20 protein-coding genes are annotated in these 22,066 nt (G+C 63.8%); 13 read left to right on the forward strand and 7 right to left on the reverse strand.

The window, feature by feature from the left end; all coding sequences use genetic code 11:
- Positions 1-39 precede the first annotated feature (39 nt).
- Positions 40-489, forward strand: coding sequence for a GNAT family N-acetyltransferase (locus tag C4K40_RS03935; protein WP_031319931.1), 450 nt, complete (start codon positions 40-42; stop codon positions 487-489).
- A 66-nt stretch (positions 490-555) separates the two neighbouring features.
- Here the strand turns inward: C4K40_RS03935 and C4K40_RS03940 are convergent, their stop codons facing one another.
- Entirely contained in the window at positions 556-1,494 is a 939-nt protein-coding gene (locus C4K40_RS03940; RefSeq protein WP_022638978.1) for a cyclase family protein, read from the reverse strand.
- A gap of 237 nt (positions 1,495-1,731) precedes the next feature.
- Here C4K40_RS03940 and C4K40_RS03945 point away from each other — a divergent pair, with 237 nt between their 5' ends.
- Both C4K40_RS03945 and C4K40_RS03950 read left to right on the forward strand, forming a co-directional pair.
- On the forward strand, positions 1,732-1,983 hold the full coding sequence (locus C4K40_RS03945) for a helix-turn-helix transcriptional regulator (protein ID WP_022638979.1): 252 nt from the start codon (positions 1,732-1,734) through the stop codon (positions 1,981-1,983).
- Complete coding sequence (locus C4K40_RS03950) at positions 1,983-3,179, forward strand: type II toxin-antitoxin system HipA family toxin (RefSeq protein WP_053136854.1); 1,197 nt, start codon at positions 1,983-1,985, stop codon at positions 3,177-3,179. Before C4K40_RS03945 ends, C4K40_RS03950 begins: the two co-directional genes overlap by 1 nt.
- 48 nt (positions 3,180-3,227) lie before the next feature.
- Here the strand turns inward: C4K40_RS03950 and soxR are convergent, their stop codons facing one another.
- Positions 3,228-3,713, reverse strand: coding sequence for a redox-sensitive transcriptional activator SoxR (gene soxR, locus C4K40_RS03955; protein ID WP_022638981.1), 486 nt, complete (start codon positions 3,711-3,713; stop codon positions 3,228-3,230).
- Positions 3,714-3,809: 96 nt separating this feature from the next.
- Between soxR and C4K40_RS03960 the strand changes: the two genes are divergently transcribed.
- On the forward strand, positions 3,810-5,009 hold the full coding sequence (locus tag C4K40_RS03960) for an efflux RND transporter periplasmic adaptor subunit (protein WP_235777270.1): 1,200 nt from the start codon (positions 3,810-3,812) through the stop codon (positions 5,007-5,009).
- Between the two features lie 12 nt (positions 5,010-5,021).
- A complete protein-coding gene (locus C4K40_RS03965; RefSeq protein WP_022638983.1) occupies positions 5,022-8,183 on the forward strand; it encodes an efflux RND transporter permease subunit in 3,162 nt (1,053 codons plus the stop codon).
- Positions 8,184-8,282: 99 nt separating this feature from the next.
- On the opposite strand, the gene C4K40_RS03970 is transcribed toward C4K40_RS03965, so the two are convergent.
- From C4K40_RS03970 to C4K40_RS03980, 3 genes are all read right to left on the reverse strand, one after another.
- Entirely contained in the window at positions 8,283-9,338 is a 1,056-nt protein-coding gene (locus C4K40_RS03970) for a hypothetical protein (protein ID WP_053136859.1), read from the reverse strand.
- A 101-nt stretch (positions 9,339-9,439) separates the two neighbouring features.
- A complete protein-coding gene (locus C4K40_RS03975) occupies positions 9,440-9,817 on the reverse strand; it encodes a RidA family protein (protein WP_022638986.1) in 378 nt (125 codons plus the stop codon).
- 28 nt (positions 9,818-9,845) lie between these two features.
- A complete protein-coding gene (locus C4K40_RS03980) occupies positions 9,846-10,982 on the reverse strand; it encodes an FAD-binding oxidoreductase (protein WP_053136861.1) in 1,137 nt (378 codons plus the stop codon).
- A gap of 166 nt (positions 10,983-11,148) precedes the next feature.
- Between C4K40_RS03980 and C4K40_RS03985 the strand changes: the two genes are divergently transcribed.
- The gene (locus C4K40_RS03985; RefSeq protein WP_022638988.1) at positions 11,149-11,766 is read left to right on the forward strand and encodes a helix-turn-helix domain-containing protein; all 618 of its coding nucleotides are present in this window, start codon (positions 11,149-11,151) and stop codon (positions 11,764-11,766) included.
- Between the two features lie 51 nt (positions 11,767-11,817).
- Here the strand turns inward: C4K40_RS03985 and C4K40_RS03990 are convergent, their stop codons facing one another.
- Together C4K40_RS03990 and C4K40_RS03995 are read right to left on the reverse strand one after the other, a co-directional pair.
- Entirely contained in the window at positions 11,818-12,723 is a 906-nt protein-coding gene (locus tag C4K40_RS03990) for a proline iminopeptidase-family hydrolase (RefSeq protein WP_053136865.1), read from the reverse strand.
- Between the two features lie 89 nt (positions 12,724-12,812).
- On the reverse strand, positions 12,813-13,574 hold the full coding sequence (locus C4K40_RS03995) for a LuxR family transcriptional regulator (RefSeq protein WP_022638990.1): 762 nt from the start codon (positions 13,572-13,574) through the stop codon (positions 12,813-12,815).
- Between the two features lie 164 nt (positions 13,575-13,738).
- Between C4K40_RS03995 and C4K40_RS04000 the strand changes: the two genes are divergently transcribed.
- The 7 genes from C4K40_RS04000 (at position 13,739) to C4K40_RS04030 (ending at position 21,281) form a co-directional block, all read left to right on the forward strand.
- Complete coding sequence (locus tag C4K40_RS04000) at positions 13,739-14,626, forward strand: proline iminopeptidase-family hydrolase (protein ID WP_053136868.1); 888 nt, start codon at positions 13,739-13,741, stop codon at positions 14,624-14,626.
- Positions 14,627-14,629: 3 nt separating this feature from the next.
- A complete protein-coding gene (locus tag C4K40_RS04005; RefSeq protein WP_053136871.1) occupies positions 14,630-15,577 on the forward strand; it encodes an ABC transporter permease in 948 nt (315 codons plus the stop codon).
- Positions 15,574-16,425: an ABC transporter permease gene (locus C4K40_RS04010; RefSeq protein WP_053136874.1), complete on the forward strand. Its 852-nt coding sequence runs from the start codon at positions 15,574-15,576 to the stop codon at positions 16,423-16,425. The genes C4K40_RS04005 and C4K40_RS04010 overlap by 4 nt, the downstream gene beginning before the upstream one ends.
- Positions 16,422-17,408 carry an ABC transporter ATP-binding protein gene (locus C4K40_RS04015; RefSeq protein WP_053136877.1) on the forward strand — a complete coding sequence of 329 codons (987 nt, stop codon included), beginning with the start codon at positions 16,422-16,424 and terminating at the stop codon, positions 17,406-17,408. The genes C4K40_RS04010 and C4K40_RS04015 overlap by 4 nt, the downstream gene beginning before the upstream one ends.
- Positions 17,405-18,376, forward strand: a complete 972-nt coding sequence (locus C4K40_RS04020) for an ABC transporter ATP-binding protein (protein ID WP_053136879.1) — start codon at positions 17,405-17,407, stop codon at positions 18,374-18,376. The genes C4K40_RS04015 and C4K40_RS04020 overlap by 4 nt, the downstream gene beginning before the upstream one ends.
- 28 nt (positions 18,377-18,404) lie before the next feature.
- Positions 18,405-19,919, forward strand: a complete 1,515-nt coding sequence (locus C4K40_RS04025) for an ABC transporter substrate-binding protein (RefSeq protein WP_053136882.1) — start codon at positions 18,405-18,407, stop codon at positions 19,917-19,919.
- Between the two features lie 240 nt (positions 19,920-20,159).
- Positions 20,160-21,281, forward strand: coding sequence for an acyltransferase (locus tag C4K40_RS04030; protein ID WP_053136885.1), 1,122 nt, complete (start codon positions 20,160-20,162; stop codon positions 21,279-21,281).
- Positions 21,282-22,066: the final 785 nt, after the last annotated feature.

Here is a 22,066-nt window from a genome sequence, read left to right on the forward strand (position 1 = left end):
GGCCCTTTGATCAGGGCCAGCCAGGGAGCGCTCATGCAGATGCAGTGTCAGGTACGGGAAGCCGCAGCGACCGATGCCACGCGGATCAGCCAGGTGATACTGGCGGCGCTGCTCACCAGCAATGCCCGGGATTACCCGGCAAGCGTGATCGAGCGGGTCCGGCACAGTTTCACCGCCGCCGGAGTGCTGCAGCTGATGCAGCGCCGACGGATGTTCGTCGCCTGGGTCGATGGCGTGCTGGTGGGCACCGCCAGCCTGGACGCCAACGTGGTGCGTACCATGTTCGTCGAGCCCTCCTGGCATAAGCGCGGTGTCGGCCGGCACCTGATGACCGTCTTGCAGCAGGCGGCCAGGGAGGCCGGCGAGCAGTCGTTGATCGTCCCGGCCTCGATCACTGCCGAAGGTTTTTATGCGCGCCTGGGGTTTCGCACGGTGCGCGAGCAGTTCGACGGCGAGGAGCGGACCCTGGTCATGGAGCGCCCGCTTTGAGGAAGGGCGATAAAAAAGCCGCGCCTTCCGGGGAGGGCGCGGCCGGGTCGTATCCGGGTCAGCCGATCAGTGGATCGCCACCGGGTTGATGTTGACCTGGGTCGAGCCTTTGTACAGCGGTTGGCCGAGGACGAACATGAACTCCCAGGCCTTGTCCCGGACCAGCGCCCGGCTGTCGATCAGCTCCAGGTTGTAGATGCCGTTCTTGGCCAGCATGTACTGGTTGACCGGGAACTCCTGGCCATCTTTGGCCGGGTAGATTTCCGAGGCCCAGGTGTCGCCGCCGAAGGCCACGATCTGCTTGTCCACCAGCCACTTGGCGGCCTCCATGCCGATACCGGGCTCGACCGCGAGGAATTTCTGGTTGTCCTTGCCGATCAGCTCCAGCCAGCCGGTGTTGAACAGCACCACGTCACCCTTGCGGATGCTGACGCCCTGCAGGTCCAGGGCTTTCTGGATGTCAGCGACGGTGAACTCGGTCTTCTCCGGGACTATGGCCTTGCCGTAGACGGCGGTCATGTCCAGCACCACGCCCCGGGTCACGATCGGCGGCACTTTCTCGATGCCGAGCTTCTTCACGCCCTCGACGCTGACGAAGTCCGCCGCGCGATTGCCGTTGTAGTAGACGTTGTCGATACCGATGTGGCCGATCCCGTTGAGCTGGGTGCCGACCCCGGTCCAGCCCACCACCAGTTCATCGTTGAAGGTGAACTTGTTGGGCCCCAGGGAGGTACCGCCGGCTTCGCCGGGTTGCACGTTGGTCAGGTGGAAGCTGCGGTGGCGGAAGGCCGGCAGGTTCTTGTCGATGGGCACCGCCAGCGGGTAGGTCTTGCCGGTCTTGATCAGCTTCGCGGCATCGAGCACCGATTGGGCATCCAGCAGGTTGACCGCGCCGATCTCGTCTTGCGCGCCGTATTTGGAGGGGTACCACTTCTGGGTATCGGCGGCATGGGCCGCACCGATGGAAAACACCAGGGTGAAGGGCAGGATCAAGCGATTGAACATGGGAAAGTCCTTGGCAGGTTGCAGTGGGGCCAAGGTACGTGGCGCGGCCTGGGGGAAACAGGCAGGTATGCTCAATACAGTTGTTCGTAGAAGTCAGCAATAGCGGCTGGAATCCGTATCGCCGATGGTCAGAAGCCGCTTTTCCTGGGCCTCGAATGCAACTGGTCGGAGTCGCTTTGATTTTTTCGTAGGTAATGTATACGTTACTTTAATATCTGATTGTTACGTATATAGAACATGGATCATGCACTCATCACATTGCGTCTAGGTGAGCAGATTCGCCAGCGCCGCCTGAACCGCGGGTTGACCCAGGCCAGCTTGGCCTCCTTGGCGGGCATTACCCGGCAGAAAGTCATAACCATCGAAAGGGGCGATTTGTCGGTGGGCATGATGGCGTACGCACGAGTACTGGCAGCTCTGGACTGTGAGTTCACTCTGATGCCTGCCGCCATGCCCACGTTGGACGAGATCCAGGGAGTGTTCGAGTGATGCCGGCCATGCTGCAAGTCGCAACGCCAGAGGGTGGGAGCGGAAAGGTCTTCAATACCGCCGGGGACTATCTGTTTCGCTACCACGAAGACGCCGTGGCCCAGGCCGCTATCAGTCTGTTGATGCCTGTGCGCCTGGAGGAATACCGCTACCGCGAACTGCACCCGATTTTCCAGATGAACCTGCCGGAAGGTTATGTTCTGGAGCAGTTGCGCAACCGTCTGGCCAAGTTGGTGAGCATCGATCCCATGTTGCTGTTGGCCCTGTCTGGCAGCAGTTCTCCCATCGGCCGGGTAATGGTGCACTCCCCTGAAATCGATGCGCTCTTGCAACGCCAGCAGTTTGCCGGAGAACGGCTTGAGGAAATCCTGGCCTGGGACGGTACCGAGGATATTTTCGCTGGCCTGGTGGATCGCTACATCCTGCGCGCCGGTATCTCGGGTGTTCAGCCCAAGGTGCTGGTGCCTGAGCAGCAGGACGCCATGCCAGCGCGTTTTACCTCGAAGACTTCCGACTTGATCATCAAAAGTGGCCGGGATGAGTATCCAGGGCTGGCGATCAACGAATTTCTTTGCATGTCCATGGCCCGGGAGGCGGGGATTGCGGTTCCGGAGTTCTATCTATCCGCCAACGGCAAATTGTTCGTCATGCGTCGCTTCGATCGGGACGAGCGGCTCGACCCTCTGGGGTTCGAGGACATGGCTGCGCTGATGGGGTTGGGCACCGAACAGAAGTACAGCAAGAGTTATTCGGCGATTGCCAAGGCAGTCCGCCTGTTCTGTGCGCCCGAGCACGTGCGGGGCTCGCTAGACCAGTTGTTTGCCATGGTAAGCCTGAGTTGCATCGTGGGTAATGGCGATGCCCACCTGAAGAATTTTGGCCTGTTGTACTCCGATCCTACCCAGCGCAACGCACGGCTTGCGCCGGCCTACGACATCGTCAATACCACCGCGTACATTCCGGAAGATTTCCTTGCACTGGATCTGCTTGGCAACAAGTCTCTGTTCTCTTCGCGCCAAGGCTTGCTGGAATTTGCCAGGGTCTGTGATGTAGCGCGGCCCGAAGAGGTCATTCGCGAGCAGCTACAAGTTGTGGAGCGGGTGTTGGCCCGTTCGCCAGAGTGGGTTGAACAAGCACCGCAGGTCGTCGCCGCAATCAGGCAGTGTGCCGAGCCGTTCATGAGAACCTTCGGCTAGCTCCAGGCACACGCTGGCAGCCCCGCTAGCCACTGAGCTGCCAGAAACTCAAGCTTCCCCCCGCAATTCCTCCACATCGATCTTCTCGTCGCCGATCCAGCGCCGGGCGCCGCAGCCGTTGCGCGAGTAGATATCCCCCGGGTTGTTCATCTTGCAATGGTCCATGGACATGCAGCCGCAGCCGATGCATTCCTCCAGGCTCATGTTCAGCCGTTCCAGCTCGGCGATGCGCTGTTGCACCCGGGCTTTCCAGGTGGCGGACAGGCGTTGCCAGTCTTCGCCCATGGGGGCGTGGTTGTTGGGCAGGCCGTCGAGCTGCTCGCTGATTTCCTCCAGGGAGAAGCCTACCCGCTGGGCGAACACTATGTAGGCCACGCGCCGCAGCACCGAGCGTGGATAGCGCCGGTGGCCGCTGCCGGAACGGGCTGAATTGATCAGCCCGCGGGACTCGTAGAAACGCAGCGCCGAGGCGTTGACTCCGCTGCGTCGGGCGATTTCGGTGATGGTCAGGTGAGGATCGCCTTGGGAATACATGCTCGCTCCTGGGAGGGCTTTACTTAAAGTTGACTTTAACTTGTACCGTGCCGGCAGCAAAAAAACCAATGTTCGATTGTCGGGGAGTGCATGTTCGTGAATTCAGCCCAGCGAGTTCTCTACCGGGCCCGTGGTGTATCGCGAGGTGTGGCGTTGTACGGCGTGGTTCTGGCCTTGGCGGCCTGTGGTGAAAGCAAGGCGCCCCCGGCGGCGCAGGCTCCGGAGGTGGAGGTCAGTACCCTGGCCTTGCGCAGTATCCGCGAGTGGGACCAGTTCAATGGGCGCATCAGTGCGGTGGACACCGTCGACCTGCGGCCACGGGTCAGCGGTTATGTCGATCGGGTGGCGTTTCGTGATGGTGAACAGGTGCGCCAGGGCCAGGTGCTGTTCGAGATCGATCCGCGGCCTTACCGCGAGGCCCTGGCCAGCGCCGAGGCGCGCCTGCAGCAGGCCCAGGCTTCGCTGCGCCTGGCCAAGGCCCAGGACCAGCGCGGCCAGGCGCTGGTTCGCCAGGCGGCGATTTCTCGCGAGGAGGGCGATATCCGCAGCGCCTCCCTGGGCCAGGGCCAGGCCCAGGTCAATGCGGCCATCGCCGATGTCGCCATGGCCCGGCTCAACCTGGGGTTCACCCAGGTGCGGGCGCCGTTCGCCGGGCGCGCCGGGCGGGCGCAGATCACCGCCGGCAACCTGGCCCAGGCCGACCAGACAGTGTTGACCACGGTGGTGTCCCAGGACCCGATATACGTCTACTTCGATGCCGACGAGCACAGCTTCCTGCGTTACAGCGACCAGGCCGTGGCGGGTGCCCGCCCGGGGCTGGCCCATCAGGTGCGGGTCGGCCTGGCCAGCCAGCGCGACAGTTTTCCCTTCAGTGGCCAGGTGGACTTCCTGGATAACCGGGTGGATGCCACCACCGGCACCATCCGCGCCCGGGCGGTACTGCCCAACCCCGACGGCAAGCTGACCCCCGGGCTGTATGCGCGGGTGCGCCTGGAGGGCGCCGGGGAAACCCAGGCGCTGCTGGTGGACGATCGCGCGATCCTCACCGACCAGAACCGCAAGTACGTGTATGTGCTGGGCCCGGAGGACAAGGCCGTGCGCAAGGACGTGACCCTCGGGCGCTTGCTCGATGGCTTGCGGGTGATCGATTCGGGCCTGGCCCCAGGCGACCAGGTGGTGGTCAGCGGCGCGCAGAAGATCTTCTATCCCGGCATGCCGATCCGCCCCAAGGAGGTGGCGCCGCCCGTCGCGAAGCCGTCGTTGAGTCCTGATGCCCCGGCGTTGTCGGCCCACTGACGGAGACGGAACATGGATTTCTCGAAGTTCTTCATCGACCGGCCGATCTTCGCCATTGTCTTGTCGATCATCATTTTCGCCCTGGGGCTGATCTCGATCCCGCTGCTGCCCTCCGGGGAATACCCCGAGGTGGTGCCGCCCAGCGTCATGGTCCGCGCCACCTATCCCGGCGCCAACCCCAAGGAAATCGCCGAGTCGGTGGCGGTGCCCCTGGAGGAGGCGATCAACGGCGTCGAAGGCATCATGTACATGAAGTCGGTGGCCGGCTCCAACGGCACCCTGGCCCTGACCGTGACCTTCAGCCCCGGCATCGATCCGGACGCCGCCGCAGTGCGGGTGCAGAACCGCGTCAGCCAGGCGTTGTCACGCTTGCCAGAGGAGGTGCGGCAATACGGCGTCACCACCCAGAAGCAGTCGCCGACCCCGCTGATGTACGTCAGCCTGTATTCCAAGGAAGGCCACTACGACTCGCTGTACTTGCGCAACTACCTGACCCTGCACGTCAAGGATGCGCTGTCGCGCCTGCCCGGCATCGGTGATGTCGGGGTCTATGGCTCCGGTGACTACGCCATGCGCCTGTGGCTGGACCCCGATGCTTTGGCGTCTCGCGGGTTGACGGCGGCCGACGTGCTGAGCGCCGTGCGCGAGCAGAACGTGCAGGTCTCGGCGGGCCAGCTGGGGGCCGAACCATCGCCGCAGAAGGCCGATTTCCTGTTGTCGATCAACGTTCGCGGACGCCTGCGCAGCGAGCAGGAGTTCGGCGATATCGTGCTCAAGTCCGGCAGGGACGGCCAGGTGGTGCGGTTGTCCGACGTGGCGCGCATCGAGCTGGGGGCTGGCGACTACACCCTGCGTGCCTCCCTGGACGGCAAGGAGCAGGCCACCGTGGGCATCTTCCTGCTGCCGGGGGCCAACGCCCTGCAAGTGGCCGATGCGGTCTATGCCAAGTTCGACGAGCTGGCGCAGACCTTCCCCGAGGACGTGGCCTACAAGGCGATCTGGGACCCGACGGTGTTCGTCCGCGAGTCCATCGCCGCAGTGCAGCACACCTTGATCGAGGCAGTGATCCTGGTGGTGCTGGTGGTGATCGTGTTCCTGCAGACCTGGCGGGCTTCGATCATCCCGCTGCTGGCGGTGCCGGTGTCGATCATCGGCACCTTCGCCTGGCTCTACCTGCTGGGGTACTCGATCAACACCCTGACGCTGTTCGGCATGGTGCTGGCCATCGGCATCGTGGTGGACGACGCCATCGTGGTGGTGGAGAACGTCGAGCGCTTCATCGCCCAGGGCCTGCGCCCGCGGGAGGCCGCGCACCGGGCGATGAAGGAGGTCTCCGGGCCGATCGTCGCCATCGCCCTGGTGCTGTGCGCGGTGTTCGTGCCCATGGCCTTCCTCTCGGGCGTCACCGGGCAGTTCTACAAGCAGTTCGCGGTGACCATCGCCATCTCCACGGTGATCTCGGCGATCAACTCGCTGACCCTGTCGCCGGCGCTGGCGGCCAAGCTGCTCAAGCCCCACGATGCCCCCAAGGACCCCCTGGAACGCTTGATCCAGCGCCTGCTGGGCGGCTTCTTCAAGGTCTTCAACCGCTTCTTCAATCGCAGCTCCGAGCGCTACCAGGGATCGGTCACCGGGATCCTGCGTCATCGCGGCAGTGTCTTTGCGATCTACGGCCTGTTGCTGGTGGCCACGGTCTGGCTGTTCCAGATCGTGCCCGGCGGTTTCATCCCGACCCAGGACAAGCTCTACCTGTTCGCCGGCACCAAGCTGCCCGAGGGATCGTCGCTGTCGCGCACCGACGAGCTGACGCGCAAGGTCATCGATACCGCCCTGAGCGTGGAAGGCGTGGACATGGCGCCGGCCTTCAGTGGCCTGAATGCCTTGCAGGGGGTGAATACGCCCAACGTGATGGCGGCGTACATCATCCTCAAGCCGTTCGACCAGCGCACCCGCAGCGCCGCGCAGATCAACGCCGAGCTCAACGCCAAGCTGTCGCAACTGCATGAAGGCTTCGCCTATGCGCTGTTGCCGCCGCCGATCCAGGGCCTGGGCAACGGCTCGGGCTACGCCCTGTACCTGGAGGATCGCGAGGGCCTGGGCTACGGCGCCCTGCAAGGGGCCATGAGCGCCTTCCAGGCAGCCGTGGCCCGGACCCCGGGCATGAGCTTCCCGGTGAGCTCCTACCAGGCCAACATTCCCCAGCTGGAGGTGCAGGTCGACCGGGTCAAGGCCAAGGCCCAGGGCGTGGCCCTGAGCGATGTGTTCAACACCTTGCAGGTCTACCTGGGCTCGGCCTACGTCAATGACTTCAACCTGTTCGGGCGGGTGTACCGGGTGATGGCCCAGGCCGACGCCCGTTATCGCCAGAGCGCCGAGGACATCGGCGCGCTGCGGGTACGCAACGACCGGGGCGAGATGGTGCCGCTGGCAGCGATGATCACCGTCACCCACACCTTCGGCCCGGACCCGGTGGTGCGCTACAACGGCTACCCGGCGGCGGGGATGATCGGCGATGCCAACCCCAAGCAGCTGTCCTCGGCCCAGGCCCTGGTCAAGTTGCAGGAGATCGCCGACCAGGTGCTGCCCAAGGGCATCGTCCTGGAGTGGACCGACCTGAGTTATCAACAGGTGACCCAGAGCCATGCGGCGCTGGTGGTCTTCCCCCTTGCGGTGATGCTGGTGTTCCTGGTGCTGGCGGCGCTCTATGAAAGCTGGACCCTGCCCCTGGCGGTGATCCTGATCGTGCCGGTGTGCATGCTGGCGGCGCTGAGCGGGGTATGGCTCAGCGGTGGCGACAACAACGTGTTCGTCCAGGTCGGGCTGGTAGTGCTGATGGGCCTGGCCTGCAAGAACGCGATCCTCATCGTCGAGTTCGCCCGGGAGCTGGAAGCCCAGGGCTGGGGTATCGTCGACGCGGCGCTGGAGGCCTGCCGCCTGCGTCTGCGGCCGATCGTCATGACTTCGGTGGCCTTCATCGCCGGGGCGGTGCCGTTGCTGATCGGTACGGGCGCCGGTAGCGAGATTCGCGCTGCCACCGGGATTACGGTGTTCTTCGGCATGCTGGGGGTGACGCTCCTGGGCTTGTTCCTGACCCCGGTGTTCTACGTGACCCTGCGCAAGCTGGCCGGTGGCTCGGTGCATGCCCTGGCGCAGGCCGAGCCGGTTCAGCCGTAGGGCTGCCTGGCGCAACGAGACAGCGGGTGCCTTCGGGCACCCGCTGTCGGTTCAGGCCGGGCTTTTGTGGCTTGTACCGAGCCTATCCGAGCTGGTGCCTTACGCCAGCGCCAGCCGCCGTGGGCGCAGCCAGCCGATCACCACGGCGGCGATCAGCAGGAACCCCAGGTAGCCGAAGAACGGGTAGACCTGGCCCACCAGGCTGATGAAGCCCACCAGGCTGCCGACGAAGGCCAGGGCCCCGGCCAGGATCGAGCCGATGCGGAACTGCCGGGTGCCGGCGGGCAGCAGGCGGGCGGAGAAGGAGTAGAGGGTGCCGACGGCAGTGTTGAGGATCATGCAGAAGATGATCAGCGCCATCAGCAGGCCCAGGGTCGGCGAGACTTCGCTGGCGATCGACAGCATCGGCATTGGCAACTGCGCCACGCTGTCCAGGCGCGACAGCAGGCCCAGGCTCATCACCAGCATCAAGACGCCCAGCAAGGCGCCACCAAGGATGCCGCCCCACATCGCCTGTTTCTCACCCTTGGCCGCACCACCCATGATCGCCAGGATCGGCACCCCGGCGACGATGTTGTAGGAGACGTAGAGCAGGGCGCCCAGCAGCCAGTGGCTGGCCCCGGCCTGTTGCTGGCTGGCCAGGTGGTCGAGCTGCTCGAAGTCCAGGTGGCGGGTCGCGGCGCCGTACAGGGCGATGCCCACGGCGGTGATGATGAGGAACGGGGTCACCGCGCCGATCATGCCGATCACCTTGTGCACGTCCAGGCAGACGATGGCCACCACCACCAGGGTCACCAGCACGCTGCCGGTGATGGCCGGGATGCCAAACTGCTGCTCCAGCAGGGCGCCGCCGCCGGCGAGCATGACCACGGTCACGGCGAACATGAAGAAGGTGATCATCAGGTCCACCAGGGCGCCCAGGTGCCGGCCGCACAAGGCATGCACCACGTCCTTGTGCGAGGCAGCCCGCAAGCGGCTGCCCAGGCTGGCCAGGGCCATGCCGAGGAAGGTGAACAGCGCGGCGCTGACCACGGCCCCGAGCAGGCCCCAGACGCCGAAGTCGACGAACATCAGCAGCAGCTCCCGGCCGGAGGCGAACCCCGCCCCGACAATCACACCGACGAAGGCGCCGGCGATCTTCAGACTTTCTTTCATGACGATTGGCCTCGGATTGTTCTTGTTATGTAAGGAGGACGCCACGGCGCTGGAGGGCCGTGGTCATCCTGGGCATCGCACTTGAAGGTTGGGCGGGTGGCTCAGTTGTCCCCGACCCAGACCTGGACTTCGATCTCTACGTCCACGCCCAGCGCCAGTTGCGCAGCGACCGTGGAGCGCACCGGGAAACCGTTCTTGAAGTAGCCCTGGTACACCTCGTTGAAGCCGGCGAAGTGCTGCATGTCGGTGATCCAGACGGTGCTTTTCACCACCTGGTCGAAGCTCGCGCCGCACTCGGCCAGGGTGTCGCCGATGCGCTGCATGGCCGCGTCGGTCTGGACGCGAATATCGCCACGTACCACTTCGCCTTCGGCGCTCATGGGGATCTGCCCGGAGAGAAACAGGAAGCCGCCGACCCGGATCGCCCTGGAGAAGGGCAGGGGCAGGGAGCTGGGGTAACGCTGGATTTCGTTGGACATGGAGTATTCCTCGTGGACGGGGTTTGGATTAACGCAAGCGTGCCGGGGCCAGGCGCTGCGGGTCGACGCCCTGGCCCAGCAGTTCTTCGGGGACCGGTTGGCCGAGCAACAGGGCACAGGCCAGTTGCGAGACACCGGCGGCCGACTGGATGCCGTAGCCGCCCTGGGCCGCGAGCCAGAAGAAGCCTTCGCGGTCGTCGTCCCAGCCCACCACCAGGTCGCCATCGGCGACGAAGGAGCGCAGGCCGGCCCAGCTGTGGCGCGGACGGCGGATGTTCAGCGAGGTGGCGTTCTGGATGTGGTAGATGCCGGTGGCGATGTCCAGCTCCTCGGGCATCACGTCCTGGGGCGGCACCGGGTCGGCGTTGGCCGGGGAGCCGAGCAGCTGGCCGGCATCGGGCTTGAAGTAGAAGCTTTCGTCGATGCCGATCACTGCCGGCCAGCGGCTGAAGTCGGTGTCTTGCGGACCTTCGAAGGTGAAGGCGCTGCGCCGGCAAGGTTGCAGGCCCACGGGCGCCACGCCGCACAACCGGGCCACTTCGTCGGCCCAGGCGCCGGCGGCGTTCACCAGGCTGCGGGCCTGCACCTGCCGGCCATCCTTGAGCCTGAGGAGCCATTGGCGGTCTTCGCGGGTGGCCTCGACTATCTGCGCGTCGCACTGCAAGACCCCGCCGGCTCGGCGCATGGCCCGCAGGAAGCCCTGATGCAGGGCGTGCACGTCCAGGTCCTGGGCAGCGGTTTCCAGCATGGCGCCAGCGATGGCCTCGGGACGCAGGCAGGGCACCAGCGCCTGGGCCTGGTCGGCGTCGATCAGGCGCACATTGGCCGAGCGGGCGCGGGTTTCGTCGTAGGTCTGCTGCAATTGATCCAGCTGTTCGTGGTTGGCGACGTACAGGCAACCCCGGGGTTCGAGCAGCGGGTGCTCGCAGAAGCCTTCCGGAGGCCGTTGATAGAAGACCCGGCTGGCGCGGGTCAGGGCCTGGATCTGCGGGGTGCCGTAGGCCTCCATGAACATCGCCGCCGAGCGCCCGGTGGCGTGATAGCCCGGCTGCGATTCGCGTTCCAGCACCAGCACGCTGGCCTGGCCGGCCAGGCGGTAGGCCAGGGAGGCTCCGGCGATACCGCCGCCGATGATGACGAAATCGAAGCATTGGGTGTCGTGCATGGCGAACTACCTTCATTGTCCGGAAAAGGGCTGCGAGATAAATTCTCGCATACGAGAAATCTAAGATATGAGAATTTTCCAGTCAACCGGGAATCATGGGGTAATATTTCGCCATTGGCCCCGGCTCCTGTCGCGGCAGTCCTTATCCGCCTGACAGAGAGCCTCCATGAGTGCCGACCGAGCCCAGCCCGCCTCGTGCTCCCCCGCCCATCCACTGACCGACCGGACCCAGGTCGGGGCGCGCCTGCGCAGCATCCGCAAGGCGCAGAAACTGACCCTCAAGCAGCTCTCGGAGCGCTCCGGCGTGGCGCTGTCGACCTTGTCGAAAATGGAGCTGGCCCAGGTTTCGGTGAGTTATGAAAAGCTCGCGGCGGCGGCCCGGGCCCTGGGTGTGGACATCGCCCAGCTGTTCGCCCCGTCGGCCATGGCCAGCCGGGCGGTGCAGCCCACGGTGGTCAGCACCACCATCGCCGATGCCCCGGGCTACAGCACCGGCAACTATGATTACCACCCCATGGCCGGCGACTTTCCCGGGCGCAACATGACGCCCATGTATGCGCGGATCTTCGCCCGTGAGCTGCAGCAGTTCGAGGACTACATCCGCCACCCCGGGCAGGAGTTCGCCCTGGTGCTGTCCGGGCGGGTGCGCATCCAGTTCGAGACGGGGGAGCAGGTGAGCATCGGGCCGCAGGAAACCGCCTACTTCAACAGCAGCATCGGCCATATCTACCTGGCCGAAGGCGTGGAAGACGCCGAGGTGATGGTGGTGATGTCCGAGCGCTGAGCCCCGGCGCCTGCCAGCCCAGGCCGCGGGAGGCCTGGGGCGAGGGGGAAATCAGCGGGCCAGGGATTCGTCGAGGAATTTCACCACGGTGCCCATGCAGGCCATGCGCTCCTCGATGTGGGGCATGTGGCTGGAGGCTTCGAACAGCGCCCAGCGAATATCCGGCACGAGATCCAGGAACGGCTTGACCACGGTTGGCGTGGCTTCGTCGTGGCGCCCGGAAATCAACAGGGTCGGCACCTTGATCCGGTGCAGGCCATCGACGATGGACAGGTCCTTGGTGTTGCCGATGATGTGGAATTCGTTGGGGCCGGTCATGGCGTGGTAGACGGTCGGGTCGGCATCGACTTGGGCGAAGGTGCGCGCCACTTCGTCCGGCCAGGGGCTGATCCGGCACACATGGCGGTCGTAGAACACCCGTGATGCGGCGAGGTATTCGGCGGCCCCGTAGTTACCGACCCGCTCGTGCTCGAGCAGCGTCTGCTGCACATCCTCTGGCAGGAGCTGGCGCAGGCGATTGGCCTCCTCGACCCAGGTGCGCATGTCCGCCGGGGAGTTGGCGACGATCAGCGCGCGCAGGCCGGCCGGCTGCCGGGCCGCATGGGCGCTGGCCAGCATGCCGCCCCAGGACTGCCCCAGCAGCGCGTAGTCGTTGCTGATACGCAGGTGGTCGAGCAGGTTGTCCAGTTCTTCGAGGAACAGTTGCAGGTTCCAGAACGCAGGGTCTTTTTCCGGCAGGTGGGTCGAGTGGCCGTTGCCCAGTTGGTCGTAGTGGATCACCGGGCGCCCGCTGCTGGCGATATCGCTGAAGGCGTCGAGGTAGTCGTGCGTGCAGCCCGGGCCGCCATGGATGATCACCAGCGGCGTGTAGCCGCTGTCCAGGTCGCCGGTGATGCGATACCAGGTCTGATAGGGACCAAAAGATGCAAAGCCTTCGCGTGTTGCGAGAAATTCCATTTCATGCCGCTCTGTGAAAAACCCTGCAACACAAGATACCGGGACGCGGTCACCGGGATAACTAGAGAAACAGATAGGTTTTTGCCGGCTCAGCTATCCAGGAGGCGGTAGTGGGTCGCCCTGACCACGGCCTGGACCCGGTTCTTGGCACCCAGCTTGTGCATCGCCGAGGTCAGGTGCAGGGTGATGGTGGCCAGCGAGCGGTTCAGGCGGCTGGCGATTTCGGCCGCCGTCAGCCCGTCGGCCGCGAGTTTCAGGCACTCGCGCTCGCGTTTGGTCAGGTGGATCCGGCAGGCCGGGGACTCCTTGGCCAGCAGCGGGAAGGCCGCCTCCTGCAGGGCGTGGGAGATCAGGGTGAAATCCCCCAGGGCCTGGCGGGCATCGGCGAGGGAACTGGCGCTGGTGTCCGAGCGCAGCCCCGTCAGGGTGGCGAAACCGCCCTTGGGCAGGTGGATCGGCACCGTGACCCCGCAAGTCATCTGCGAATCATGCAGGTAGCTGATCACGGGCGCATGGTTGCGGTCCATGAACCGCTGCAGCACCGTCTCGTCTTCCGGGCGATAGGACCAGGCAAAAGGGGAAACGGCATCGACCGCCACGTGCTGGACGGGATCGATCTGGTAGAAGCCTTCCTGGCACCAGAGCGACTGCCAGTCATCGGGGGTGTTGCGCAGCCTGACCACCGAGGGGGTGAGCAATATGCCCTCGTGGTCCAGCGGTACCGGACTGTAGTCGTAGACCAGGGCATCGAAGCCCAGCGCCTGGGCCATGCGCAATACGTTGTCCATCTGTTCGTCCAGGCTCCTGCCGGACACGAGACGGGCATTGAAATCAGACAGCTTGGTCTGCATCCATTCAGCTCCCTTGGCAATTTCAATCCTGAAATCGGGCCGGTAGAATGCCACGCCCGGACAAAGGACTGCCAGACCAAACCTATAGGAAATACTAGGTTATGGACGTACGGCTTCCTCGGTAAGGTTTCGCCAAAAGGGCATTGACCAGATGGAGAACAAGGATGTGGCGTGAAGTCGAGCCAGACCAGCGATACGAAGTGCAAGTCGATGGTCACAAACTGGTGGCCTATGGCTTTGGCGAAGGCGATGAGGTGCTGTTGTGCCTGAACGGCGGCCCGGGCCTGCCCTGCGATTACCTGCGCGATAGCCATGGCTGGCTCAAGGAGCATGGGTTGCGGGTGATTGCCTTCGACCAGCTGGGCACCGGCGCCTCGGACCGGCCCACCGATCCGACGCTGTGGGATATCGGCCGCTATGTGGCCGAGGTGGAGACCGTGCGCCAGACCCTGGAGCTGGGCCAGGTCCACCTGCTGGGGCATTCCTGGGGTGGCTGGCTGGGGATCGAATACGCTATCCATCATCCCCAGGCCCTCAAGACCCTGATTCTGGAGAACACCGCCGGCGACCTGCCGCACCTGTCCCTGGAACTGGAGCGCCTGCGCAGCGCCCTGGGCAGCGAGACCGTGGCCATGATGCAGCGCCACGAGGCCATGGGCACCCTGGATCATCCCCAGTACCAGGCCGCGGTCACCCTGCTCAACTACCGGCACGTGTGCCGCCTGGACCAATGGCCGGCACCGGTGAACCGTTCCCTGGGCGACTGGAACATGGGGCCGTACGTCACCATGCAGGGCCCCAACGAATTCCTCTATACCGGTAATCTCAAGGACTGGAACCGCATCCAGGAGATGGCCAGCTTCCAGATGCCGGTACTGATCACCACCGGCCAGCACGACGAGCTGACCCCGGCCTGCGCCATGCGCATGAAGATGGCGCTCAAGGATGCCCAGTTGCATGTCTTCCCCAACAGCAGCCATATGCCGTTCTACGAAGAACCCCAGGCCTACTTCCCGGTGTTGCTGGACTTTCTGCAGCGCCACCGGAGCTAGTGCATGAACCTGGCGCGTTATCGCTTCATCCTGTCGCGCCCGCTGCAGCTGTTGCCGGTGTTGTTCGGCATCAGCCTGATCACCTTCGTGCTGGTGCGCTCGATTCCTGGCGACCCGGCACGGGCGTTGCTGGGCTCGCGCAGCACCCCGGATGCGTTGATCAAGATCCGTGCCCAGTACGGCCTCGACCAGCCGTTGTGGCTGCAGTACTTCTATTTCCTCAAGAACCTGCTCAAGGGCGATCTCGGCCAGTCGCTGCTGTACAAGGTCGATGCCCTCAAGCTGATTGCCAGCCGCATCGAGCCGACGCTGTTGCTGGTGTCCGGCAGCGTGGTGCTGGCGCTGTTGATCGCCATTCCCCTGGCCACGCTGGCGGCGCGCAACAAGGGCGGCTGGAGCGACCACCTGATCCGCCTGTTCACCACCGCCGGCCTCGGCATGCCGGCGTTCTGGCTGGGGATCATGCTGATCCTGCTGTTGAGCGTGCAGTTGGGGCTGTTCCCGGTCTCGGGTTATGGCCGCACCCTGGCCGACAAGCTGCACCACATGGTCCTGCCGTGCCTGACCATTGCCCTGGCGCTATCGGCGGTGCTGGTGCGCAACCTGCGGGCCAGCATGCTCATGGAGCTGCAGGCCGACCACGCCACTGCTGCCCGGGCCCGAGGCTTGTCCGAAGGGGCGATCTTTCGCCGGCATGTCTTGCCCAACTCGCTGGTGCCGGCGGTCAACCTGCTGGCGGTGAACATCGGCTGGCTGATCAGCGGCACGGTGGTCATCGAAAGCCTGTTCGCCATTCCCGGCATCGGCCAGTTGCTGGTGCGTGGCATCTTCACCCGTGACTACATGGTGGTGCAGGGCGTGGCCATGGTGCTGGCCTGCGCCACGGTGCTGGTCAACTTCCTCGCCGACGTGGTGACGGTGGCGATCGATCCCCGGGTGAACATGCGATGAGCGTCCAGGCCTCGATCCCCGCCGGGCGCCTGGGCCTGGGCTTGCGCAATGGCCGGTTGGCCACGGTGCTGGGCCTGGCCATCGTCGGCGGCTGGTTGCTGCTGGCGCTCTGCGCGCCGTGGGTCGCGCCTTTCGACCCGATCGCGCAGAACACCGATATCCGCCTGTTGGCGCCGAGCCTGGCCCATCCCTTTGGCACCGACAACTTCGGGCGCGATATTCTCTCCCGGGTGATCTGGGGCGCGCGCGTCGACTTGCAGCTGGCGGTGATCGGCGTGTTGTTCCCGTTCCTCATCGGCACTTGCATCGGCGCCTTGGCAGGTTATATCGGCGGGCGTTTCGACACGGTGTGCATGCGCTTGATCGATGTGATCCTGGCCTTCCCGTTCCTGGTGCTGATGCTGGCGATCATGGCCATCCTCGGGCCGGGCCTGAGCAACTTCTACATCGCCATGGCCCTGGTGGGCTGGGTGTCCTACGCGCGGCTGATCCGCTCGCAGATCCTGGTGCTCAAGCACAGCGATTTCGTCCTGGCGGCCAAGAGCCTGGGGTTCGGCCATGGGCGCATCCTGTTCCGCCATTTGCTGCCCAATGCGCTGTTCGGCTCGATCGTGTTCTCCATGTCCGACGCGGTGCTGGTGCTGCTCAATGGCGCAGCGGTCAGCTACCTGGGCCTTGGTGTGCAACCACCTACTGCGGAGTGGGGCACCATGGTCGCCGAGGGCCAGAGCTTCATCACCTCGGCCTGGTGGCTCTGCACTTTCCCGGGATTGGCCATCGTCACCCTGGCCATGGGCTTCAGCCTGTTGGCCGACGGCGTCGCCGAGCACTTCGGGGGGCGCCCATGAGCTCGCCGGTATTGCGTGTCGAAGAACTCAGCGTGATCGCCCACAACGATGGCCGTGAGGTCACCCTGGTGGATCGCTTGTCATTCGACCTGGCCGAGGGCGAGATCCTTGGCCTGGTGGGCGAGAGCGGCTCGGGCAAGACCATGGCCTGCCGGGCGCTGATGCGCCTGTTGCCGGCGACCAACCTGCGGGTCCAGGGCAAGGCCGTGCAACTGGCCGGCCAGGACTTGCTGCAACTGGATGAGGGCGGTATGCGCAGTGTGCGCGGTCGGCGCCTGGGGATGATCTTCCAGAACCCCAGCAGTCATCTCGACCCGCTGATGCGCATCGGCGAGCAGATATCCGAGGGTATCCGCCTGCACCAGGGCGCCTCCAGGCGCGAGGCGCGGGCCAAGGCCATCGATGTGCTGCGCCAGGTAGGCATTCCCGACCCGCAGCGGCGGGTCGACAGCTACCCCCACGAGTTTTCCGGCGGCATGCGCCAGCGAGCGATGATCGCCGTGGCCCTGGGCTGCAATCCCCAGGTGCTGATCGCCGACGAGCCGACCACGGCCCTGGACGTCACCGTGCAGGCGCAGATCCTGCGCCTGCTGCTGGACCTGCGCGACCGGCATGGGCTGTCGATCATCATGATCACCCACGACCTGGGCGTGGTCGCCCAGACCTGCGATGCCATCGCGGTGATGTACGCCGGTCGACTCTGCGAACACGGCGACAAGCAGGCGCTGCTGGCCCATCCACGACATCCCTATACCGCGGCGCTGATCGGTTGCCAGCCGACCCATGGCGCCGGTGAAGCCCGGCTGCGTACCATCGCCGGCCAGCCGCCGTTGCTCGATGCCCTGCCGGCGGGTTGCCGTTTCAATCCCCGTTGCCTCCAGCCGGGCAGCCGTTGCGCGCAGGCGCTGCCGGACATGCAAGCCCTGGGGCAGGGCACGCGGGTGGCCTGTCATTACCCCTTGCTGGCTGGAAGCCCGTCATGAACCTGCTGCAAGTGAAGGACCTAGAGGTGCGCTTCGCCGCTCCCGGCACGGGTTTGTTCGGTTTCAAGCCTCAGTGGCTGCAAGCGGTCAACGGGGTGTCGCTGCACCTTGCCCCCGGGGAAATCCTGGGGCTGGTGGGCGAGTCGGGCAGCGGCAAGAGCACCTTGGGCCGCGCCATCCTGCGCCTGAATGACATCCACGCAGGCCAGGTGCTGTTCGATGGCGTGGACGTGACACGCGGCCGCAAGCCGGATATCCAGCACCTGCGCCGGCAGACCGCGATGATCTTCCAGGACCCCTATGCCGCGCTCAACCCACGCCTGAGCATCGGCCAGGCCATAGCCGAAGTGCTGCGGGTACAGGGCGTGATCGCGGCGCCGTTGATTGCGCGCCGGGTCGACGAGTTGCTGACCCTGGTCGGGCTGCGCCCTGAACTGGCCGGGCGCAAGCCGGGCGAGCTCAGTGGCGGCCAGTGCCAGCGTGTGGGGATCGCCCGGGCGCTGGCAGTGGAACCGCGCTTGATCGTCGCCGATGAATGCGTGGCGGCGCTGGACGTGTCCATCCAGGGGCAGATCATCAACCTGCTGCTGGAGCTGCGCGAGCGCATGAATCTGGCGATCCTGTTCATCGCCCACGACCTGGCGATCGTCCAGCGCCTGTGCAGCCGGGTGGCGGTGATGTATCTGGGGCAGATCGTCGAGCAAGGGCCTACCGATGCGGTGTTCGGTGCCCCACGCCATCCCTATACCGCTGCGCTGATCCAGTCGATCCCGCATATCGACCCCCATCGGCCTTTGGCGAGCGAACCCTTGCCGGGTGAGCCACCCAGCCCCTTGGAACTGCCAGGCGGCTGTGCCTTCCATCCGCGCTGCCGGCAGGCCCGATCCACCTGCGCCGCAACACCGCCACCCCATCGAAACCTGGGTGGGCACAGCTACCGTTGTGTGCTCGCCGAACCCGTGCTTTGAAATACGTTCATCAAAAAGGAGTTTGACCATGCGTTCGAAACACCTGCGGTTGCTGACCGCCGCCACATTGACCCTTTGTTCGTTGGCCGCCGGTATCGCCCAGGCGGCCGGGGTGCTGACCATTGGCTGCCGTGAGGAAAGCACCACCTTCGACCCGATCAAGAGCGCGCAGAACCGCGACAGTTGGGTCTTTGCCAACGTCTACGACGTGCTGGTGCGGGTCGACAACACCGGCACCAAGCTGCTGCCGGGTTTGGCGGAAAGCTGGCAAGTATCTGCCGACGGCCTGACCTACACCTTCAAGCTGCGGCCGGCCAAGTTCTCCGACGGTTCGCCGATCACTGCTGGCGATGCCGCGTTCAGCCTGCTGCGGATTCGCGACAACAAGGGCTCGCTGTGGAGCGATTCCTACAAGATCATCGACAAGGCCCAAGCCACCGACCCGCAGACCCTGGTGGTGACCCTCAAGGCACCGTCCGTGCCTTTCCTCGCGCAACTGGCCACGCCCAACGTCTCGATCCTGTCGCAGAAGGCCATGGAGAAACTCGGCGAGGACGCCTATGCCCAGGAGCCCGTGGCCTCGGGTGCCTTCATCGTCAAGGAGTGGCTGCGCGGCGAGCGCGTGGTGCTGGAGAAGAACCCGCACTTCTGGCAGGCCGACAAGGTGAGCCTGGATGGCGTGGAGTGGATCTCCATCCCGGACGACAACACCCGCATGCTGAAGGTCCAGGCCGGCGAGCTGGACTCGGCGATCTTCGTGCCGTTCTCCCGGGTCGAGACCCTGAAGAAAGACCCGAACCTGGTGATCCACATGGACCCGTCCACCCGTGAAGATCACTTGTTGATCAACCACGATCACGGCCTGCTGGGCAAACCCGAAGTGCGCCAGGCCCTGGACATGGCGATCGACAAGAAATCCCTGGTCGACACCGTGACCTTCGGCCTGGGCCAGGTGGCCTATTCCTACATCCCCAAGGGCGCGCTGTATCACAACGCCAACAACCCGCAGCGCCCCTATGACCCGGTCAAGGCCAAGCAACTGTTGAAGGATGCCGGGGCCTCGGGCCTGAAGCTCAACTACGTGGTCAATGCCGGCAACGAGGCCGACGAGCAGATCGCCGTCCTGGTCCAGCAGCAACTGGCTGCCGTGGGCGTGACTGCCAACCTGCAGAAAGTCGACCCGACCCAGAGCTGGCAGATGCTGGTGGACGGCGACTACGACCTGTCGGTGATGTACTGGACCAACGACATCCTCGACCCCGACCAGAAGAGCACCTTCGTCCTCGGGCACGACACCAACATGAACTACATGACCCGCTACAAGAACGACAAGGTCAAGGCCCTGGTAGCCGATGCCCGGGTCGAGGCCGACCCGGCCAAGCGCCAGCAGATGTACACCGAGCTGCAGGCCATCGCCAAGCAGGACACCCACTGGATCGACCTCTACTACAGCCCGTACATCAACATCTCGCGCAAGAACATCGAGCACTTCCAGCAAAGCCCGCTGGGCCGTCTGTCGCTGGAGGAGACGGTGAAAAACTGAGGGTGATGGACGATGCAGGGAGAGCGCTCGGCGTTGTCCCTGGATGATCGCCCGGGGGGAACTGCACCGAAATGTTTGACCCACAGCGTGTGTGTATTGATGTATCAACGGTGAGTCCGCCCCCGAGATCGGTTGGCTGTATGATGGCCCGAAGTTCGGCCTCGCTCCCATCGAGGAAGAATGAGTTCGCGGAATTCTGATCACAGGGATCAAAAACACGACTAGAGATGGAGTGAGTGGATGGCGAGTCGCCTTTCGTATGTATACGGGTTCGATGCTCTTAGGGCGATTTCGGTTTTTCTAGTTGTGCTATTCCACTTCACCGCTCCGTTTCTTGCCGGACTTTCTGACAGCTGGTTTTTCCCGATAGCCAAAGTACTGGGCAGCGTCGGCTGGGTTGGCGTCGACGTTTTCTTCGTCATCTCTGGCTACCTGATCGCTAAGATATTGGCAGGCGGAGATCCGCTTTCGCTCAATGGATATGCAGGGTTCATCAAGCGCCGTGCCGCCAGGTTGCTTCCGGCGTATATCGTCTGTGTTGCACTGGTCGTTGTGCTCGCGCTGCTGCTGTATCCGAACAGCAAGGTGCTGCGCAACTCGTGGCAACTCTTCGGCATGGTTGCGAATATGGGCCTGAGCTTCTGGGATCGGCTGGCTCTTGTTGATCCAGGTTTTGTCATGGTGCACTTCTGGTCGCTATCAGTGGAGTGGCACTTTTACCTGCTGTTCCCGATCGCTGTGGTGGCTTTTCGATCTATTGCCAGGGCTTCACTGGTGATCATTGCTCTGGCTTTGATTGTCCGGGTTGTGTTCGTCGCTCTCGGGCTGTCGGACAATGCTACTTACTCGTTCTCGCTGTGCCGCTTCGACTCACTTGCAATCGGTGCTCTTGTAGCCACTTCCGATTCATCGGTGCTTAGACGGTATTGGGCCGTATTCATGCTGCTTGGACTTTCCGTATTTTCTATTCTGATGTCGGCGATACTATTGGCCGGAGTTCCGTTCAAAACAATTCCATGGCTTCAGATGTGGGGCTATTCAGCCATATCAGTGGCTGTTGGCCTGTTCATTTTTGGCCTCGTCCGCGCGCCTATCGACTCATTGATAATAAGAGTGCTTGAGTCAAAGCCCTTCGTTGCCATCGGGCGATCCAGCTATAGCATTTACATTTGGCATCTCGTTTTCTACCCGCTGCTGCTCAGCTATGTAACGACGCGCCTCGGGCTGTCAGGTGGAACTGGCTATGTCGTGTTCTTGCTCCTCTCCATATTGGTTACCTGCGTTCTCGGGTATGCGTCCTACACGTTCATCGAACAGAGGTCGATAAGTCGGCCACCACATCGCAACGCTACGATCGCCTAACATTCCTCTTTCCCCGAAGCCGGCACCGAGCCGGCTTTTGGTGCCTGGAGGAAACTCTCATGGCGTACCCGATACGTCCCCAACAACGACCCTGGAAACATCGATTTCAACCGTGCCAATAGCTGGGGCGGCCAGATCAGCAAGGAGCCCGACGGCCGGTTCTGCATCTTCGACACGCCCGAGAGCGGCGGTCGCCTGGACGAGTGCTGCAGATCTCCTGCAACAAGCGGGGCCTGCATCCTATGGCTGCGATCATCCAGCGCCGGGCGTCGGAGATCGAGAACTCTTGATGGGAGTTACTGTGGTGCTGGCGGGCTGCGCAGGTCAGCGAGTGTCCGCGGCTACGGGGTAGAGTTGCCCGTGCAAGTGCTGTGCCGCGCTCTGGAAGTGGTTGAGGGTGAGAGTAGCGAGAAACTTCCCCGCCATGCTTTGGCTCATACACCAACCACCTTGCCGTCATCAAGCTGTCATTCCGGAGCCAAAACCAGCCATCCGGGCACAAAAAAAGCACTTGCGGTATACGCTAAGTGCTTGATTTGTATAGCTTGTTTGGTGGGCCGGGGTAATCTGAAACAAGCCGGTATCTAGCTGTTTTTGTTGCTTAATAATGGATCGGTTAACTCGCTTGGAATACCAGTTGGAACGCCGCGTTATCTGGCTTCCGATGGACGGTAATTTTAAATCCAGCCCCTTTCAGCACTTCGAAGGTTGAAGCTTCCAAGCGAATGGGCGTCATGACGTTACCCGAGACTCATGGCTAGCTGCTGTGAATCGTTGTCCCCTAC

This window comes from Pseudomonas sp. CMR5c, assembly GCF_003850545.1.
Taxonomy (GTDB): domain Bacteria; phylum Pseudomonadota; class Gammaproteobacteria; order Pseudomonadales; family Pseudomonadaceae; genus Aquipseudomonas; species Aquipseudomonas piscis.

What these genes read in the sequence shown, in the direction of transcription:
- C4K40_RS03935 (WP_031319931.1), top strand. Translation starts at nt 40, where the DNA reads ATGCAGTGTCAGGTACGGGAAGCCGCAGCGACCGATGCCACGCGGATC.
- C4K40_RS03940 (WP_022638978.1), bottom strand. Translation starts at nt 1,494, where the DNA reads ATGTTCAATCGCTTGATCCTGCCCTTCACCCTGGTGTTTTCCATCGGT.
- C4K40_RS03945 (WP_022638979.1), top strand. Translation starts at nt 1,732, where the DNA reads ATGGATCATGCACTCATCACATTGCGTCTAGGTGAGCAGATTCGCCAG.
- C4K40_RS03950 (WP_053136854.1), top strand. Translation starts at nt 1,983, where the DNA reads ATGCCGGCCATGCTGCAAGTCGCAACGCCAGAGGGTGGGAGCGGAAAG.
- soxR (WP_022638981.1), bottom strand. Translation starts at nt 3,713, where the DNA reads ATGTATTCCCAAGGCGATCCTCACCTGACCATCACCGAAATCGCCCGA.
- C4K40_RS03965 (WP_022638983.1), top strand. Translation starts at nt 5,022, where the DNA reads ATGGATTTCTCGAAGTTCTTCATCGACCGGCCGATCTTCGCCATTGTC.
- C4K40_RS03970 (WP_053136859.1), bottom strand. Translation starts at nt 9,338, where the DNA reads ATGAAAGAAAGTCTGAAGATCGCCGGCGCCTTCGTCGGTGTGATTGTC.
- C4K40_RS03975 (WP_022638986.1), bottom strand. Translation starts at nt 9,817, where the DNA reads ATGTCCAACGAAATCCAGCGTTACCCCAGCTCCCTGCCCCTGCCCTTC.
- C4K40_RS03980 (WP_053136861.1), bottom strand. Translation starts at nt 10,982, where the DNA reads ATGCACGACACCCAATGCTTCGATTTCGTCATCATCGGCGGCGGTATC.
- C4K40_RS03985 (WP_022638988.1), top strand. Translation starts at nt 11,149, where the DNA reads ATGAGTGCCGACCGAGCCCAGCCCGCCTCGTGCTCCCCCGCCCATCCA.
- C4K40_RS03990 (WP_053136865.1), bottom strand. Translation starts at nt 12,723, where the DNA reads ATGGAATTTCTCGCAACACGCGAAGGCTTTGCATCTTTTGGTCCCTAT.
- C4K40_RS03995 (WP_022638990.1), bottom strand. Translation starts at nt 13,574, where the DNA reads ATGCAGACCAAGCTGTCTGATTTCAATGCCCGTCTCGTGTCCGGCAGG.
- C4K40_RS04000 (WP_053136868.1), top strand. Translation starts at nt 13,739, where the DNA reads ATGTGGCGTGAAGTCGAGCCAGACCAGCGATACGAAGTGCAAGTCGAT.
- C4K40_RS04005 (WP_053136871.1), top strand. Translation starts at nt 14,630, where the DNA reads ATGAACCTGGCGCGTTATCGCTTCATCCTGTCGCGCCCGCTGCAGCTG.
- C4K40_RS04010 (WP_053136874.1), top strand. Translation starts at nt 15,574, where the DNA reads ATGAGCGTCCAGGCCTCGATCCCCGCCGGGCGCCTGGGCCTGGGCTTG.
- C4K40_RS04015 (WP_053136877.1), top strand. Translation starts at nt 16,422, where the DNA reads ATGAGCTCGCCGGTATTGCGTGTCGAAGAACTCAGCGTGATCGCCCAC.
- C4K40_RS04020 (WP_053136879.1), top strand. Translation starts at nt 17,405, where the DNA reads ATGAACCTGCTGCAAGTGAAGGACCTAGAGGTGCGCTTCGCCGCTCCC.
- C4K40_RS04025 (WP_053136882.1), top strand. Translation starts at nt 18,405, where the DNA reads ATGCGTTCGAAACACCTGCGGTTGCTGACCGCCGCCACATTGACCCTT.
- C4K40_RS04030 (WP_053136885.1), top strand. Translation starts at nt 20,160, where the DNA reads ATGGCGAGTCGCCTTTCGTATGTATACGGGTTCGATGCTCTTAGGGCG.